This is a genomic window from Streptomyces sp. NBC_00443, from assembly GCF_036014175.1.
Taxonomy (GTDB): Bacteria; Actinomycetota; Actinomycetes; order Streptomycetales; family Streptomycetaceae; genus Streptomyces.
The window spans coordinates 8775223-8790896 of record NZ_CP107917.1 but is presented as its reverse complement, the minus strand read 5'-3'; the positions used below and the strand labels follow the sequence as shown (position 1 = coordinate 8790896).

Annotated in this window: 10 protein-coding genes and 2 pseudogenes; 4 read left to right on the top strand and 8 right to left on the bottom strand. The window is 70.3% G+C overall.

The window, feature by feature from the left end:
* Window positions 1-83 precede the first annotated feature (83 nt).
* The 5 genes from OHO27_RS40105 to OHO27_RS40085 all read right to left on the bottom strand — a co-directional run bounded on the left by OHO27_RS40105 (window position 84) and on the right by OHO27_RS40085 (window position 4567).
* Window positions 84-326, bottom strand: coding sequence for a DUF397 domain-containing protein (locus tag OHO27_RS40105; RefSeq protein WP_328429835.1), 243 nt, complete (start codon window positions 324-326; stop codon window positions 84-86).
* Between the two features lie 83 nt (window positions 327-409).
* Window positions 410-1576, bottom strand: coding sequence for a thiolase domain-containing protein (locus OHO27_RS40100; protein ID WP_328429834.1), 1167 nt, complete (start codon window positions 1574-1576; stop codon window positions 410-412).
* Window positions 1573-2622 carry a thiolase domain-containing protein gene (locus OHO27_RS40095; RefSeq protein WP_328429833.1) on the bottom strand — a complete coding sequence of 350 codons (1050 nt, stop codon included), beginning with the start codon at window positions 2620-2622 and terminating at the stop codon, window positions 1573-1575. The genes OHO27_RS40100 and OHO27_RS40095 overlap by 4 nt, the downstream gene beginning before the upstream one ends.
* On the bottom strand, window positions 2619-3590 hold the full coding sequence (locus tag OHO27_RS40090) for a Zn-ribbon domain-containing OB-fold protein (protein WP_328429832.1): 972 nt from the start codon (window positions 3588-3590) through the stop codon (window positions 2619-2621). Before OHO27_RS40090 ends, OHO27_RS40095 begins: the two co-directional genes overlap by 4 nt.
* A 176-nt stretch (window positions 3591-3766) precedes the next feature.
* Complete coding sequence (locus tag OHO27_RS40085; protein WP_328429831.1) at window positions 3767-4567, bottom strand: crotonase/enoyl-CoA hydratase family protein; 801 nt, start codon at window positions 4565-4567, stop codon at window positions 3767-3769.
* A gap of 178 nt (window positions 4568-4745) precedes the next feature.
* On the opposite strand from OHO27_RS40085, the gene OHO27_RS40080 reads away from it, so the two are divergent.
* Window positions 4746-6374, top strand: a complete 1629-nt coding sequence (locus OHO27_RS40080) for an acyl-CoA synthetase (protein WP_328429830.1) — start codon at window positions 4746-4748, stop codon at window positions 6372-6374.
* A gap of 116 nt (window positions 6375-6490) precedes the next feature.
* Complete coding sequence (locus OHO27_RS40075; protein WP_328429829.1) at window positions 6491-8401, top strand: sulfatase; 1911 nt, start codon at window positions 6491-6493, stop codon at window positions 8399-8401.
* A 22-nt stretch (window positions 8402-8423) separates the two neighbouring features.
* On the opposite strand, the gene OHO27_RS40070 is transcribed toward OHO27_RS40075, so the two are convergent.
* Complete coding sequence (locus OHO27_RS40070) at window positions 8424-9386, bottom strand: ion transporter (RefSeq protein WP_328429828.1); 963 nt, start codon at window positions 9384-9386, stop codon at window positions 8424-8426.
* Window positions 9383-9959 (bottom strand): annotated as a pseudogene (locus OHO27_RS40065) (alpha/beta fold hydrolase). Before OHO27_RS40065 ends, OHO27_RS40070 begins: the two are co-directional and overlap by 4 nt.
* A gap of 145 nt (window positions 9960-10104) precedes the next feature.
* Here OHO27_RS40065 and paaK point away from each other — a divergent pair.
* A pseudogene (gene paaK / locus OHO27_RS40060) lies at window positions 10105-11399 on the top strand (phenylacetate--CoA ligase PaaK).
* Between the two features lie 8 nt (window positions 11400-11407).
* Here the strand turns inward: paaK and OHO27_RS40055 are convergent.
* The gene (locus tag OHO27_RS40055; RefSeq protein ID WP_328429827.1) at window positions 11408-12907 is read right to left on the bottom strand and encodes an acyl-CoA synthetase; all 1500 of its coding nucleotides are present in this window, start codon (window positions 12905-12907) and stop codon (window positions 11408-11410) included.
* A 119-nt stretch (window positions 12908-13026) separates the two neighbouring features.
* Here OHO27_RS40055 and OHO27_RS40050 point away from each other — a divergent pair, with 119 nt between their 5' ends.
* Window positions 13027-15480, top strand: coding sequence for a penicillin acylase family protein (locus tag OHO27_RS40050; RefSeq protein WP_328429826.1), 2454 nt, complete (start codon window positions 13027-13029; stop codon window positions 15478-15480).
* Window positions 15481-15674: the final 194 nt, after the last annotated feature.

Here is a 15674-nt window from a genome sequence, read left to right as displayed (position 1 = left end):
AAAACGGGCGGAACACCCCCGGATCGGCCTGAAGGCGGCCGACGCGCGGGGCGACCGCCCGTCGGCTCGCCTGCGCCCCGGTGTCAGGTCAGATCGAACTCGCCTTCCCTCGCGCCCGACACGAAGGCACCCCACTCGGCGGGTGTGAAGATCAGGGAAGGGCTCTCCGGGCGGCCGCTGTTGCGCATCGCGATGAACCCCTCGACAAAGGCGATCTGGACATCCCCCCGGCCACGGCTGCTCGAGTGCCAATCGGCGTCTGCGAGGTCCAGCTCCGGCTTGTCCCAGCCCGTGATCGGCTGCTGCTGGATGGTGCTCTCGGCCACGTCCGTGCTCCTCCCGATTCGTCGTCCGCGGGCCAGCCTAGCGATCGGTTCCGGGTGCCGACAGGCCACGTGAGGGGGACCTTTCAGGAGGTCGGGGGTTCCGCTCCCACGAGCCACATCGAGAAGAACTGGGACCCGCCGCCGTAGGCGTGCCCGAGGACCCTCCGGGCCCGCTCCACCTGGTGTTCTCCGGCCTGCCCGCGCACCTGGAGGGCCGCCTCCGCGAACCGGATCATGCCGGACGCCCCGATGGGGTTGGTGGACAGGACGCCGCCCGACATGTTGACGGGCAGGTCGCCGTCGAGCTCGGTCACACCGGCCTCGGTGAGCTTCCAGCCCTCGCCCTCGGCGGCGAAGCCGAGGTTCTCCAGCCACATGGGCTCGTACCAGGAGAACGGGACGTAGATCTCGGCGGCGTCGATGTCCCGGCGCGGGTCGGCGATCCCCGCCTGCCGGTAGACGTCGGCCGCGCAGTCCTTGCCGGCCTGCGGCGACACGGCGTCCTTGCCGGCGAAGAGGGTGGGCTCGCTGCGCATCGCGCCGCCGAGCATCCAGGCGGGCGGGCGGGGGGCACGTGCGGCTCCGGCGCGGTCGGTGAGGATCATCGCGCAGGCTCCGTCGGAGGAGGGACAGGTCTCCGAGTAGCGGATGGGGTCCCACAGCATGGGCGAGGCCTGGACCTTCTCCAGGGTGATGTCGTGCTCGTGCAGGTGGGCGTAGGGGTTCTTCAGCGCGTTGCGCCGGTCCTTGTACGCCACCAGCGAGCCGACCGTGTCGGGCGCGCCGCTGCGCCGCATGTACGCGCGCACGTGCGGCGCGAAGAAGCCGCCCGCCCCGGCGAGCAGGGGCTGCTGGAAGGGGATCGGCAGGGACAGTCCCCACATGGCGTTGGACTCGGACTGCTTCTCGAAGGCCAGCGTCAGCACGGTGCCGTGCACGCGGGCCGCGACCAGGTTGGCGGCGACCAGGGCGGTGGATCCGCCGACCGATCCGGCCGTGTGCACCCGCAGCATGGGCTTGCCCACCGCGCCGAGCGCGTCGGCGAGATACAGCTCCGGCATCATGACGCCCTCGAAGAAGTCGGGCGCCTTGCCGATGACGACGGCGTCGATGTCGGCCCAGGTCAACTCGGCGTCGTCGAGGGCGCTCCGGGCTGCTTCCCGGACGAGTCCGGCGATCGACACGTCCCGGCGCGCCGCGACGTGCTTGGTCTGGCCGATGCCTACGACGGCCACGGGCTCCTTGCTCATCGCGGATCCCCTTCGAGTACGGCGACCAGGTTCTGTTGCAGACAGGGTCCGGACGTGGCGTGCGCGAGAGCCCGGTCGGACTCGCCCCGGTGGACCCGGGCGGCGGCCTCTCCGATGCGGATGAGTCCGGCGGCCATCACGGGGTTGGCGCCGAGCGCCCCGCCGGACGGGTTGACGCGCACGCCGTCGTCGAGCTTCAGCGCCTTGCGCAGGACGATCTCCTGGGAGGTGAAGGGTGCGTGCAACTCGGCGGTATCGACGGGCCGTTCGAACGCGCCGGCCCGCTCGGCGGCGAGCCGGGTCGAGGGCGAGTCGGTCAGGTCACGGACGCCCAGGCTGTGTGCCTCGATGCGGTGGTCGATGCCGCGGATCCAGGCGGGCCGGTCGCACAGTCCGCGGGCCCGCTCCCCCGCCGCGAGGATCACTGCGGCGGCACCGTCACCGATGGGCGGGCAGTCGCCGGTACGGAGCGGTCGTACGACGTACTCCCCCTGTGGCACCGAACCTGCCAGTTGGGCATGGGAGTTGGCGGTCGCGTCGGTGCGGCTGCGGGCGGCGACGGCGGCGAGCGCGGGTTCGTCCGTGTCGCCGGCGTCGATGAGGGCCTGGGCCTGGAGGGCGGCGAGGGCGACGGAGTCGGGCCAGAGAGGGGCGACGTAGTAGGGGTCGAGCTGGCGGGTGAGGACGTCGCGGAGCGGACCCGGTGAGGACTTGCCGTAGGAGTAGACGAGCGCGGTGTCGGCGTCCCCGGTCAGCAGCTTGGTCCACGCCTCGTACAGCGCCCAGGCGCCGTCCATCTCGACGTGCGACTCGGAGATCGGCGGCCAGGCCCCGACGCCGTCGAGGGCGAGGGTGAAGGAGAAGGCACGACCGGCGAGGTAGTCGCTGGAGCCGGAGCAGGTGAAGTCGATGTCGGCGGTCTTCAGGCCGGTCTGTGCGAGCACCTCGTGCAGGACGGGCATGAGCATCTCCACCTCGGAGAGCTCCTCGCTGGTGCGCCGGTGGTCGGTCTGTGCGAAGGCGACGACGGCGATCTCGCGGTTCACAGCAGCTCCCTGTAGGTGTCGTAGTCCGCGTCGGGCTCGCCCGTGGGCCGGTAGTGGTCGGGGAAGCGGGAGGCCTGTGTCCACACCGGTTCGACCCGCAGGCCCATGCGCACCTGGTCGTACGGAATGCCGCCGATACGGGCGTGCAGGGCGAGGTCGGCGCCGTCGAGGGCGATGTGGGCGTAGACGTACGGCACTTCGATGTCGAGGTTCTTCGCCTTGATGTTGACGATGCAGAACGTGGTGACTGTGCCGCTGGGGCCGACTTCGACCTGTTCCAATGTGGCCACGCCACATGTGGGGCACGCACCCCTCGGCGGGACGTACACCTTGCGGCAGGACGGGCAGCGTTCGCCGACGTTCCGTCGTTCGGCGAGGGCGTTGATGTAGGCGGTCTGGGCGCGGCCCGGTGAGTACGTGTAGTCGAGCCGGGCGGCGGCGACGATGCCGGTGATCGGGTCCTCGAACTGGCCGGTGTGATGCGCCGGTTCGGCCGAGATGCCGTCGTCCGGGCCGCTGTCCTTCGGGGCGTCGTCGTACGGTTCGAAGCAGGCGATGTCCGTGATGGCGCCGGTGCGTTCCCCGGCCCAGCGGACGCGGACACGCATGCCGGTGTGCACGGCGTCGGGGCCGGGGGCGTCGAGGGCGTGCAGGAGGGCGGTGTCGGCGCCGTCGAGGCGGATCAGTGCCCAGGCGAAGGGCGAGTCGAGGGGCTGGTCCCGGCGGGGGGCGTGGTTCCAGGCCCAGGTGGTGACCGTGCCGGTGGGGGCGACTTCGACCAGGTCGCGGATCTCCTCGGCAGTGACGGGGTCGTACTCGACCGGTGGGACGAGCGTGCGGCCGTCGCTGGTCCGCACCCCCAGCACGACGCGTTCGCGCAGGCCGGTGAGGAAGGCACTCTGGACGGGGCCGACGGAGCGGGTGAATGGAAACTCCACGACGAGGGGAGCTTTGAGGATTTCGGGCATCGAGGGCTTGCCTCCTTCGGGACCGGGGCTTGTGTGGCGGCCGGGCCGTACATGAGCGACGTTGGCGAGTCGCGCCCCAAAGGGGCGCGGGGCTGTGACATGTGCGGCTCCGCCGCGTGGGCGCGACCAGCCACAGACGGCCCGCAGGTTGTGAACCGGCCCTGGCCGGCGCGGCGCTACTCGCGCTTGTAGACGGGTGGCCGCTTCTCCGCGAAGGCCCGGGCGCCTTCCTTGGCGTCCGCCGTGTCGAAGACCGGCCAGCCGCGCTTGAGTTCGGCGGCGAGACCGTCGGCCTCGGTCATCTCGGCCGTCTCGTAGACCGACGCCTTGACGGCCTCGACGGCCAGCGGGCCGCAGGCGTTGATCTGTTCGGCGATCTCCATGGCCTTGGCAAGCGCCGTGCCGTCGGGGACGACGTGCCCGATCAGGCCGATGCCGGCGGCTTCGCGGGCGGTGTACGGGCGGCCGGTGAGCAGCATCTCCAGGGCGTGGGTGCGCGGGATCTGGCGCTGCAGACGGACCGTGGAGCCGCCGATCGGGAACAGGCCGCGCTTCACCTCGAACAGCCCGAACGTGGCCGACTCGCCCGCGACCCTGATGTCCGTGCCCTGCAGCATCTCCGTGCCACCGGCGACGCAGTAGCCCTCGACCGCCGCGATCACCGGCTTGCGCGGCCGGTGGTGGCGGAGCATCGCCTTCCAGTGCAGGTCGGGATCGGCCTTGAGCCGGTCGCGGTACTGCTCGCCCGCCATGCCGTTCCCGGCCAGGGCCTTGAGATCCATGCCCGCGCAGAAGGTGCCGCCGGCTCCCGTGAACACGATCGAGCGGATCGAGTCGTCCGCGTCGGCTTCGGCCCAGCCGTCGTGGAGGCCGACCAGCATCGGCAACGAGAGCGCGTTCTTCGCCTCGGGCCTGTTGAGCGTGAGCACCAGTGTGGCGCCCTCGCGCCGCACGGCGAGGTGTTCCGTCCCAGCCATGACCAGTCTCCCCTCTTACAGAACGAGAACAGGTTGCAGTAGGCGCGGAGGCACTTCAAGGGTTTTCTGACAGTCAGTCAGATTCTTTTGCGCGGAGGCTTCACAGTTGTGCCGCCCTTTGCTCTGATGACCGGCGAACCGTTGGAGAGCCAGGCCGTGGCCGAGGTCAGGAGGAGCAGTGGAGTACAACATTGCCGACCTGTTCGAGTCGGTCGTCGACGCGGTTCCCGACCGCGAGGCGCTCGTGTACATCGACCACCCGGGCACGGGCGTGGAACGCCGTCTGACGTACGCGCAGCTGGACGCGGCCGCCAACCGGATCGCGCATCATCTGATCGACAGCGGGATCCGCCCCGGCGAACACCTCGGGCTCCACCTCTACAACGGCATCGAGTACCTGCAGACGGTGCTGGGCTGCCTGAAGGCGCGGATCGTTCCCGTCAACGTCAACTACCGCTATGTGGAAGAGGAGTTGGTGTACCTCTACCGGGACGCCGATCTGGTGGCCCTGGTCTTCGAGGCGGAGTTCACGGACCGGGTGGCGGCGGCACTGCCGCGCGTGGAAGGGCTACGGCATCTGGTGCGGGTGGGCAGCGTGACCCCGGGCGCCGCCAAGGCGCCGGTCGTCCCCGCCGTGGCCTTCGCGGATGCCGAGACCGCCGGGGCGCCCGAGCGCGGATTCCCGGCGCGGTCGGGCGACGACCAGTTCATCATCTACACCGGCGGCACCACCGGGATGCCCAAGGGCGTGATGTGGCGCCAGGAGGATCTGTTCTTCTCGGGACTGGGCGGGGGTGCGCCGACCGGTGAGCCGGTGAAGAAGCCGGAGGAACTCGCAGAGCGGGTGGCGACGGGCGGCGACGGGATCACCTTCTTCCCGACCGCCCCGTTGATGCACGGGACGTCCACGCTGACCGCTTTCATCGGCTTCAACTTCGGCCAACGCATCGTGATCCACCGCAAGTTCGCCCCGGAGCAGGTCCTGCGGACGATCGAGAAGGAGAAGGTCACGAGCGTGTCACTGGTCGGCGACGCGATGCTGCGGCCACTGGTCGACGCGCTGAACGGGCCGATGAAGGGCACGGACTGCTCGTCGATGTTCAGCGTGTCGTCGTCCGGGGCGATCATGTCGGACACGGTGCGCCGGCAGTTCCAGGAACTGGTCCCGAACGTGATGCTGCTGAACAACTTCGGCTCCTCGGAGTCCGGCTTCAACGGTACGGCGACCGAGGACTCCGGCCCTGAGCGTGGCTTCCGCATCCGCGTCAACTCCCGCACGCAGGTGGTCGATCCGGCCACCCGTGAGCCGGTCGCTGTCGGTGAGGTGGGCCGGGTGGCGCAGTGCGGTCACGTACCGCTCGGCTACTACAACGACCCGGGGAAGACCGCCGAGACCTTCTTCGAGAAGGACGGCCGGCGGTGGGTGCTGCTCGGCGACATGGCCACCGTCGACGCGGAGGGCGTCGTCACGGTGCTCGGCCGGGGCTCGCAGTGCATCAACACCGGGGGCGAGAAGGTGTACCCGGAGGAGGTCGAGCAGGCGCTCAAGTCCCACCCCGACGTGTACGACGCCCTGGTGGCCGGGGTGGCGGACCCGAAGTGGGGGCATCACGTGGCGGCCGTGGTGCAGTTGCGGGCGGGGTCGGTACGGCCGTCGCTGGCGGACATCCAGACGCACTGCCGCTCCCATCTCGCGGGTTACAAGATCCCCCGACAGCTGGTGATCACGGACTCGATCCGGCGCTCGCCCAGTGGCAAGGCGGACTACCGGTGGGCGCGCGAGGTGGCGGCGGCAGCGGACGGATGAATTCCGGGCAGGTCTGATTGAACCTAAGGTGACGTGCGGACGTACTCGTGGTGGCAGGCTCGGTCATCGGGCGCTGTTTGCCATGCCATCGCAAGACCGCACGGGAGGACCTCCGGGTGTCGCAGGAGGCAACAGAGCAGGTAACACGGGAGTCGGAGGACTCGGCTACGGCTGAAGCGGGCGAGGCCGCCGAGGCGGTCGACGCAGCCGAGGGGAAAACGGCGGTCGAGGAGGCCGACCCGGCTGAGGCGAAAGAGTCGGCCGAGCCGGATGAGTCGGTCGAGGAAGCCCACCCGGCTGAGGCGAAAGAGGCGGTCGAGGAGGCCGACCCGGCCAAGGCGAGCAGCCCTGCGGAGCCGACCGGCTCCCCGTCCCCCGGCTGGTTCGGCTGGCGCCGCCGCTACCCCCGTACCGCACGTGGCGGCACCGTGGGGACGACCGTGCTGGCCGGGGCGCTCCTGCTGTTCGCGCTGCTGGTGCCGAACCGCCTCGAACGGCTCGGCCCCGAGGCGTTCTTCCGGCTCCCGGCCGAGGGGATCCTGCTCGCGGGTCTGCTGCTGGCGCTGCCGCCGCGGTCACGGCGGCTGATGGCGGTGGTCTCCGGTGCGCTGCTCGGGCTGCTCACCGTCCTGAAGTTCGTCGACATGGGCTTCTACCAGGTGCTGGCCCGCCCCTTCGATCTGGTCCTGGACTGGATCCTGCTCGACGACGCGGCGGAGTTCGTCCGGGAGTCCTTCGGCCGGACCGGGCAGGTGCTGGCGGTCGTCGGGGTGATCGTGCTGTTCGCCGCTGTGCTGGTCCTCATGACGCTCGCCATGGTGCGGGTGACGAACCTCATGGTCGGCCACCGTGCCGTTGCCGCCCGCACGACGCTCATCCTCGGTACCGCGTGGATCACCTGCATGACGCTGGGCATCCAGGTCACCGGCGTGCCACTCGCCACCAAGGGCAACGCCGAGTTCCTCAACAACCGTGTCGATCAGGTGCGGGCCGGCCTCAGGGACGGACGGGTCTTCCAGAAGCAGGCGTCCGTCGACGCCTTCGCGAAGACCCCGCCGGACCAGTTGCTGACCGGGCTGCGCGGCAAGGACGTCCTGTTCACGTTCATCGAGAGCTACGGCCGTGTGGCCATCGACGACCCTGCGATGGCACCGCAGCTCGACGCGACGCTCACGGCGGGGACGAACAGACTCAAGGCGGCCGGGTTCCAGTCGCGCAGTGCCTGGCTGAAGTCCCCGGTGACGGGGGCCGGCAGCTGGCTCGCCCACTCCACCTTCCTCTCCGGCCTGTGGATCAAGAACCAGCAGCGGTACCGGAGTCTGACGACCAGCGACCGCGCGACGCTGAACAGCTACTTCCGCAAGACCGGCGCGTGGCGCACGGTCGGCGTCGTGCCCGGCGTGCGACGGGCCTGGCCGGAGGGCAAGTACTTCGCCCTCGACCACATCTACGACTCCGAGCACCTGGGCTACCAGGGCCCGTACTTCAGCTGGACTCCCGTGCCCGACCAGTTCAGCCTGGAGGCCTTCCAGCGTCTGGAGCACGGCAAGAGGGACCGGAAGCCGATCATGGCGGAGATCATCCTGGCCTCCAGTCACAACCCCTGGTCCCCCAACGCCCGCATGGTCGACTGGGACGAGCTCGGCGACGGCTCGGTCTTCCACCGGATCAAGAAGGAGGGCACGGACCCCAAGGAGGTCTGGAAGGACCCCGAGCGCGTCCGCACCGAGTACCGCCGCGCCATCGAGTACTCGATCCACAGCCTCACCGAGTGGGTCGAGCGCTACGGCACCGACGACACGGTCCTCGTCTTCCTCGGCGATCACCAGCCCGTGCCTACCGTCACCGCCGGCAGCAGCAGCAAGGACGTCCCCGTCACGGTCGTCGCCCGCGACCCGAAGGTCCTCGACAAGATCGCCGACTGGCACTGGACGGACGGCCTCAAGCCCGCGCAGAACGCTCCGACCTGGGGCATGGACAAGTTCCGTGATCGCTTCATGACGGCGTACGGACCGCAGCCCAAGTGAGGACGACCCGGGTCGAGTCGAGTCATGCCGAGCGTCGGGGCGCGCTGCCCTCCGTCCCTCGGGGAAGGCGCCCGGGGTGGCCGCGAAGGCTCGCTTCGATGTCGTCGAGGGCGCGGCGGGCGACGGCGATGCGGGCCCGGAGTTCCTGGTCGCGTCCGCCGGGCCCCGCCTGATCGGTCTCGGGCCGGCCGGCCTCGTGCGTGGCGGGCCGCCTGTGGCGTTGTTCCCGTTCCGCCTCCAGCTCCCGGGCCTCCTCCAGGGAGCTGATGACGACGCCGATGAGGACGTTGACCAGCACGAAGGAGGCGATCAGGACGTAGGAGGCGTAGTAGAGGACGCTCCAGGGCGATATCTCCAGGCCGGCGTGGACCGCTTCACCGAGGCCGTCCAGCGTCATCAGCAGGAAGAGGGTGAGGACGGCGCGGCCGATCGAGCCGTACTGCTCGGGGTCCTGGAGGCCGAAGAACACCCAGCCCACCATGGCGTAGACGTACAGCAACAGGGCGCCCACCAGCAGGAAGCTGACCGTACCGGGCAGGCTGCGGGCGACCGCGACCATGACGATGCGCAGCTGGGACAGAAAGCGGGCGGTGCGCAGGACGCGGGCGAGGCGCAGCAGTCGTAGGACGGTGGCGTTCTCGCGGACGAGCGGCAGGAACGCGCAGACGACGACGGCCAGGTCGAAGAGGTTCCACGGGTCGCGCAGGAAGTCCCGGGGCCGGTCGGCGTGTGCGCAGGCGCGCAGCGCGATCTCGGCGGTGAAGGCGGCGAGGCAGGCGTGTTCGGCGTAGCTCAGCCAGTGGTGCCAGTCGCCGACCAGGCCGCGATACGTCTCCGCGCCCAGCAGTGCCGCGTTGGCCAGGATCACGCCGAGCACAGTGACAGCGAACCAGCGGGCCTCCGTGACGGCGCGGGCCCATTCCGCCAGGACCAGGCGGGCGGGGCGGGGAGCATCGGGTGTGCGGTTGTGAAGGTGGTCGGTCATCGTGCTGAATCTGCTCCGGTGAGCAGCCCGGTATGCCCGCCCGTGCCTCCGGGCCGGCCGAGGAACGCGACGACACACCGTACGAACCACTGCGCGTCGTCCAGCCACGGATAGTGCCCGGCGCCGGGTTGCACGCCGCACTCGGCGTTCGGGAAGGCGTCGGCGGTGCGGCGGGCGAGATCCGGAGTCGGGCCTCCGTCCAGCCCGCCGGCGAGGACGAGGACCGGGGCGGTGAGTCGGGCGAGCCGGGAGATGGTCGCGGGCGGGTCGTAGGCTCCGTCGGCGCCGTAGGCATCGGCGGCCGCGTCGTTGAACTCGTGGTTGCCGCGCATCCATGTGGTCCAGCCCCACGTGGGCGCGCAATATCTCGACGTCGTCGACCAGGTGATCACAGCGGTAGGTGCCCGGATCCACCGGCACCGCGGAGTCCCCTGTGCCACGCAGGTCGAGGAGCACGAGCTGCCGGTGCGCGGCCAGTCCACCCAGGTCCCCCGGACAGGCGGAGGCCCGCATCGGCCCACCGGGCAGAACGACGAGCGGTTCGCCTTCTCCTCGCAGGCGCGGTGACAGCAGCGGAACGCCATTCCGGTGCCCTGCCTCGCAGAAAGTGCGGCCCGCCCCCTTGCCTGATCAATCCGTGCCTGGATTACTGATCTCGAACACCCAGACCGAATGATCGGTCGTCCGGATTGGCGCGGTTGGCGAGGGAGAAGTCCCCATGGCGGATGCGACGGAGCTGCTTGACCCGGGGGAACGGCTCGCGCCGGAAGCGTTGCGGGCGTTGCAGCTGGAGCGGTTGCGGACGTCGCTGCGGCACGCGTACGACAGCGTGCCCTTCTACCGGGACTCCTTCGACAAGGCGGGCGTACGGCCCGACGATTGCCGTTCGCTCGCCGATCTGGCGCACTTCCCGTTCACGACCAAGGCCGACCTGCGCGAGAACTACCCGTACGGGATGTTCGCCGTGTCCCAGGACCGTATCCGCCGCATCCACGCGTCCAGCGGCACGACCGGCCGGCCCACGGTTGTCGGCTACACGGACGGCGACCTGTCCCTGTGGGCCGACATGGTGGCCCGGTCCATCCGGGCGGCGGGCGGCCGGCCCGGGGACAAGGTGCATGTGGCGTACGGCTATGGGCTGTTCACCGGCGGGCTCGGCGCACACTATGGGGCCGAACGGCTCGGCTGTACGGTCATCCCCGCGTCCGGCGGCATGACGGCCCGCCAGGTCCAGCTGATCCAGGATCTCAAGCCCGACATCATCATGGTGACGCCGTCGTACATGCTCACCCTCCTCGACGAGTTCGAACGGCAGGGCGTCGATCCGCGCGGGACGTCCCTGCGGGTGGGCGTCTTCGGGGCCGAACCCTGGACGGAGCAGATGCGGCGCGAGATCGAGGAGCGGTTCGCGATCGACGCCGTCGACATATACGGGCTGTCGGAGGTCATCGGGCCCGGGGTCGCGCAGGAATGCGTAGAGACCAAGGACGGGCTGCATGTGTGGGAGGACCACTTCTTCCCCGAGATCGTCGACCCAGTCACGGGTGAGGTGCTGCCCGACGGCGAGGAGGGCGAGCTGGTGTTCACCTCCCTCACCAAGGAGGCTATGCCCGTCATCCGGTACCGCACCCGGGATCTGACGCGGCTGCTGCCGGGGACCGCCCGGGTGTTCCGGCGGATGGAGAAGATCACCGGGCGCAGCGACGACATGGTCATCCTGCGCGGGGTCAATCTCTTCCCCACCCAGATCGAGGAGATCGTGCTCCGGACCCCGGGGTGGCACCCCACTTCCAGCTGCGTCTCACCCGTGAAGGCCGGCTCGACGCCCTGACCGTCCGGGCGGAGGCCCGCCCCGACGCGTCCCCCGAGACCCGGGACGCTGCGGCGCAGGCCATCGCGGCGGCCGTGAAGGACGGTATCGGCGTCTCGGTCGCCGTGGAGATCGTCGAACCGGAGTCGCTGGAACGCTCCGTGGGCAAGATCCGGCGCATCCAGGACCTTCGTCCCCGCTAGGCCGGGTATCAATCCCGGGCGAACCTGTCCCGCAGCTCCCGCTTGAGGATCTTCCCGCTCGCGTTGCGCGGCAGACCGTCCACGAACACCACCCGCTTCGGCGCCTTGAAGTGGGCGAGCTTCTCGCGCGCGTGGTCGATCAGTTCGGTGTCGCTCACCTCGCCGCGCCGGACGACGACTGCCGTGACGGCCTCGATCCAGCGCTCGTCGGGCAGGCCGATCACGGCGACCTCGGCGACGCCCTCGTGGGTGTACAGGGCGTCCTCGACCTCCCGTGAAGCGACCAGTACGCCACCGGAGTTGATGACGTCCTTCACCCGGTCGACGATCGTGAAGTAGCCGTGCGCGTCGCGCACCGCGAGGTCCCCGGAGCGGAACCAGCCGTCCCGGAAGGCCTCCGCGGTCTCCTCGGGCTTGTCCCAGTAGCCCTCGCACAGCTGCGGGGAGCGGTAGACGATCTCGCCGGCCGTGCCGTCGGGCACGTCCTCGCCGTCCTCGTCGACTACCCGGGCGTCGACGAAGAGGACGGTCCGGCCGCAGGAGTCCATCCGGCCCTTGTGCTCGTCGGGGGCCAGCACCGTGGCCAGCGGGCCGATCTCGCTCTGGCCGAAGCAGTTGTAGAAGGCCAGCTTCGGCCACCGCTCACGCAGCCGCTCCAGGATCGGCACCGGCATGATCGAGGCGCCGTAGTACGCCTTGCGCAGTCCGTCGAGGTCGCGGGTCGCGAAGTCGGGGCGCCCGGCGAGGCCGATCCAGACCGTGGGCGGGGCGAACAGGCTGTCCGCGCGGCCCGCCTCGATGAGGTCGAAGAGCTGGTCGCCGTCGGGCGACTCCAGAATGATGTTGGTGGCACCGACCGCCAGGTACGGCATGAGGAACACGTGCATCTGCGCCGAGTGGTACAGCGGCAGCGAGTGGACGGGACGGTCGCCGGGGCTCAGGTCGAGGGCGGTGATCGCGCTGAGGTACTCGTGGACCAGGGCGCGGTGGGTCATCATCGCGCCCTTCGGGAGGGCCGTCGTACCGGAGGTGTAGAGCAGCTGGACCAGGTCCTCGCTGCGCGGCTCCGGGCCGTCGTGGGCGGCTGCCGTGGCCTGCCGTGCCAGCAGTGAGTCGTCGGTGTCGCGCAGCGGCATCGTACGGACGCCGTCGGGCAGCCGGCCTGCCAGGCCGGGGTCGGCGAGGATCAGGGAGCTGCCGGACTGGCGGACGATGTAGGCGAGGTCGTCGCCGGTGAGGTTCTGGTTGACGGGGACGTGCACGAGGCCCGCGCGGGCGCACGCCAGGAAGGCGATCAGATACGCGCTCGAGTTGTGGCCGTAGGCGGCCACCCGGTCGCCGGGGGTGAGGCCCGTCGCGAGCAGGACGCTCGCCGCGCGGGAGACGGCCTCGTCGAGTTCCTCGTACGTCCATGCACGCTCGCGGTCCTCGACCGCGACGCGTGCCGGGGTGCGTCGGCTGCTGCGGCGCAGCACTCCGTCAACCGTGCTGCCGTGTCCTGGCGTCATGACACATGATCCTCGGTGCGTCGCAGGGTCGGGTCAAGAAGCAGGCCCGACACTGACCGGGGACACATACCCGTTGGTACGCTCAACGGCTCCTTCCCTCAATGACGTTGGGAGGCACCATGCGCACCCGCCCCAGACGGCTCGTCGTCGCGGCCGTGGCCCTGCTCGCCACCGTGGCCGGGCTGCCCGCGGCCTCGGCCGACCGGCAGGACCCGCAGGATCGGCACGACCGGCACGACCGGCACGACCGGCACGAACAGCTCTCGCACGGCGGTCTGTCCGCCGTGGTCCGCTACACCGAGTACGGCATTGCGCACATTGTCGCCAAGGACTACAGGTCCATGGGCTTCGGCACCGGTTGGGCACAGGCCGCCGACCAGGTGTGCACGCTCGCCGACGGGTTCGTGACCGTGCGCGGCGAGCGTTCGCGCTTCTTCGGCCCGGACGCGGCGACCGACCTGTCTCTGTCCTCGGCCACCAAGAACCTCTCCAGCGACCTGTACTTCCGTGGCGTACGTCAGGCCCGCACCGTGGAGAAGCTGCTCGCCGACCCCGCACCGCGCGGTCCGAGCCGGCAGGTCAAGGACCTCATGCGTGGCTTCGCCGCCGGGTACAACACCTGGCTGAAGCAGAACCGGATCACCGACCCCGCGTGCAAGGGCGCCGCCTGGGTGCGGCCGATCACCCCGCTGGACGTGGCCGCCCGCTCCTACGCCTTCGCGGTGCTCGGCGGTCAGGGCGGTGCCGTGGACGACATCACCTCCGCCCGGCCGCCCACCGGTTCGGCCGCCCGCGGCAAGGGCATCGGAACGAGCCCGGATGCCGCGGCCCTGATCCGGGCCGTGCGCGAGCGGACCGCCGACGCGGACATGGGGTCGAACGCGGTCGCCTTCCGCGGTGACACCACGGCCGACAATCGCGGTCTGCTGCTGGGCAACCCGCACTATCCGTGGCACGGCGGGCGCCGCTTCTGGCAGGCGCAGCAGACGATTCCCGGCGAGCTCGACGTCGCCGGTGGGTCACTGCTCGGGTCACCGACGATCTCCATCGGCTACAACTCCCATGTGGCGTGGAGCCACACCGTCGCGACGGGTGTCCCGTTCAATCTGCACAGGCTGACGCTGGATCCGGCCGACCCGACGGTCTACCTCGTGGACGGCAGACCCGAGCGGATGAAGAAGCGGACCGTGACGGTCGCGGTCAAGGGCGGTGCCCCGGTCAGCCGCACCCAGTGGTGGACACGGTACGGCCCGGTCGTCGCGTCCACCGACGGTGACCTCCCGCTGCCATGGACGGCGACGACGGCGTACGCGCTCAACGACCCGAACGCGGCCAACATGCGGTTCGCCGACACCTCGCTCGGATTCAGCAAGGCGCGCGGCACGGCCGACGTTCTCGCGACCCTCGCCCGGCACCAGGGGCTCCCGTGGGTGAACACCATCGCCGCGGACCGCTCGGGGCACTCCCTGTACACCCAGTCGCAGGTGCTGCCCCGCATCACCGACGACCTGGCGGCGCGCTGCTCCACGGACGTCGGCAAGGCCACCTACCCGGCCGCGGGACTCGCGGTCCTCGACGGCTCCCGCGGGGACTGCGCGCTCGGCAGCGACGCCGACGCCGTTCAGCCCGGGATCTTCGGGCCCGCGCGCATGCCGACCCTGAAGGACGCGCCGTACGCGGAGAACTCCAACGACAGCGCCTGGCTGGCCAACGCCGACCGGCCGCTCACCGGCTACGAGCGGGTCTTCGGCAACATCGGCAGCCAGCGCTCCCTGCGCACCCGCGGCGCGATCGAGGACGTGGCGGCGATGGCGGAGCGGGGCGGTCTGACCGTCCGCGATCTGGAGCGCCAGCAGTTCAGGAACCGGGTGCCCGCGGCCGCCCTGGCCGCGACCGACACGGCGAAGGCGTGCGCCGCGCTGCCCGGCGGCACGGCAACGGGCAGCGTCGGCAAGGCGGTTGACGTCACGGAAGCGTGCCCGGTGCTCGCGGCGTGGGACCGCACCATGGACACCGGGAGCCGGGGTGCGCTGCTCTTCGACCGGTTCTGGCGCAAGCTGACGGCGAAGGTGCCGACCGCCCAGCGGTGGAAGGTGCCGTTCTCGGCGGCGGATCCGGTGCGCACTCCGAACACGCTCAACACCGGGGCTCCCGGTTTCGCCACGGCCCTCGCGGACACGGTCGCCGAACTGCGGGCGGCGGGCATCTCCCTCGACTCGCGCCTCGGGGAGCACCAGTTCGTCGTGCGCAACGGTCAGCGCGTTCCCGTTCCGGGCGGCACCGAGGGACTCGGTGTGTGGAACAAGATCGAGCCGGTGTGGAACCCGGCGCAGGGCGGCTACACGGAGGTGACGACGGGCTCCAGCCACATCCAGGCGGTGGGCTGGGACGGCAGCCGGTGTCCGGTGGCCCGTACTCTGCTGACGTACTCGCAGTCGTCGAACCCCAACTCGGCCCACTTCCGGGACCAGACACGGTTGTTCTCGGGTGAGAAGTGGGTGACGGCGCGGTTCTGTGAGAAGGACATCCTGTCGTCGCCCGTCCTGAAGGTTGTCCGCGTGCGCGAACGCTGAGCGACTGTGGCCCCGTCCCCCAGGGGGGGGGACCACACCTGAGTGACGGATGAACACGGCCGTCGATGCGCGATACACAAACGACTGTTTCGCCGAATGCTTCTTTTACTCCTGTGTGCTCCTGTGCGCCCCTTTGAAGAAAGGTTTCGGGAAACCGAACACCGCTCGGACTGGGCAGGACTTGTCTCAAGTAT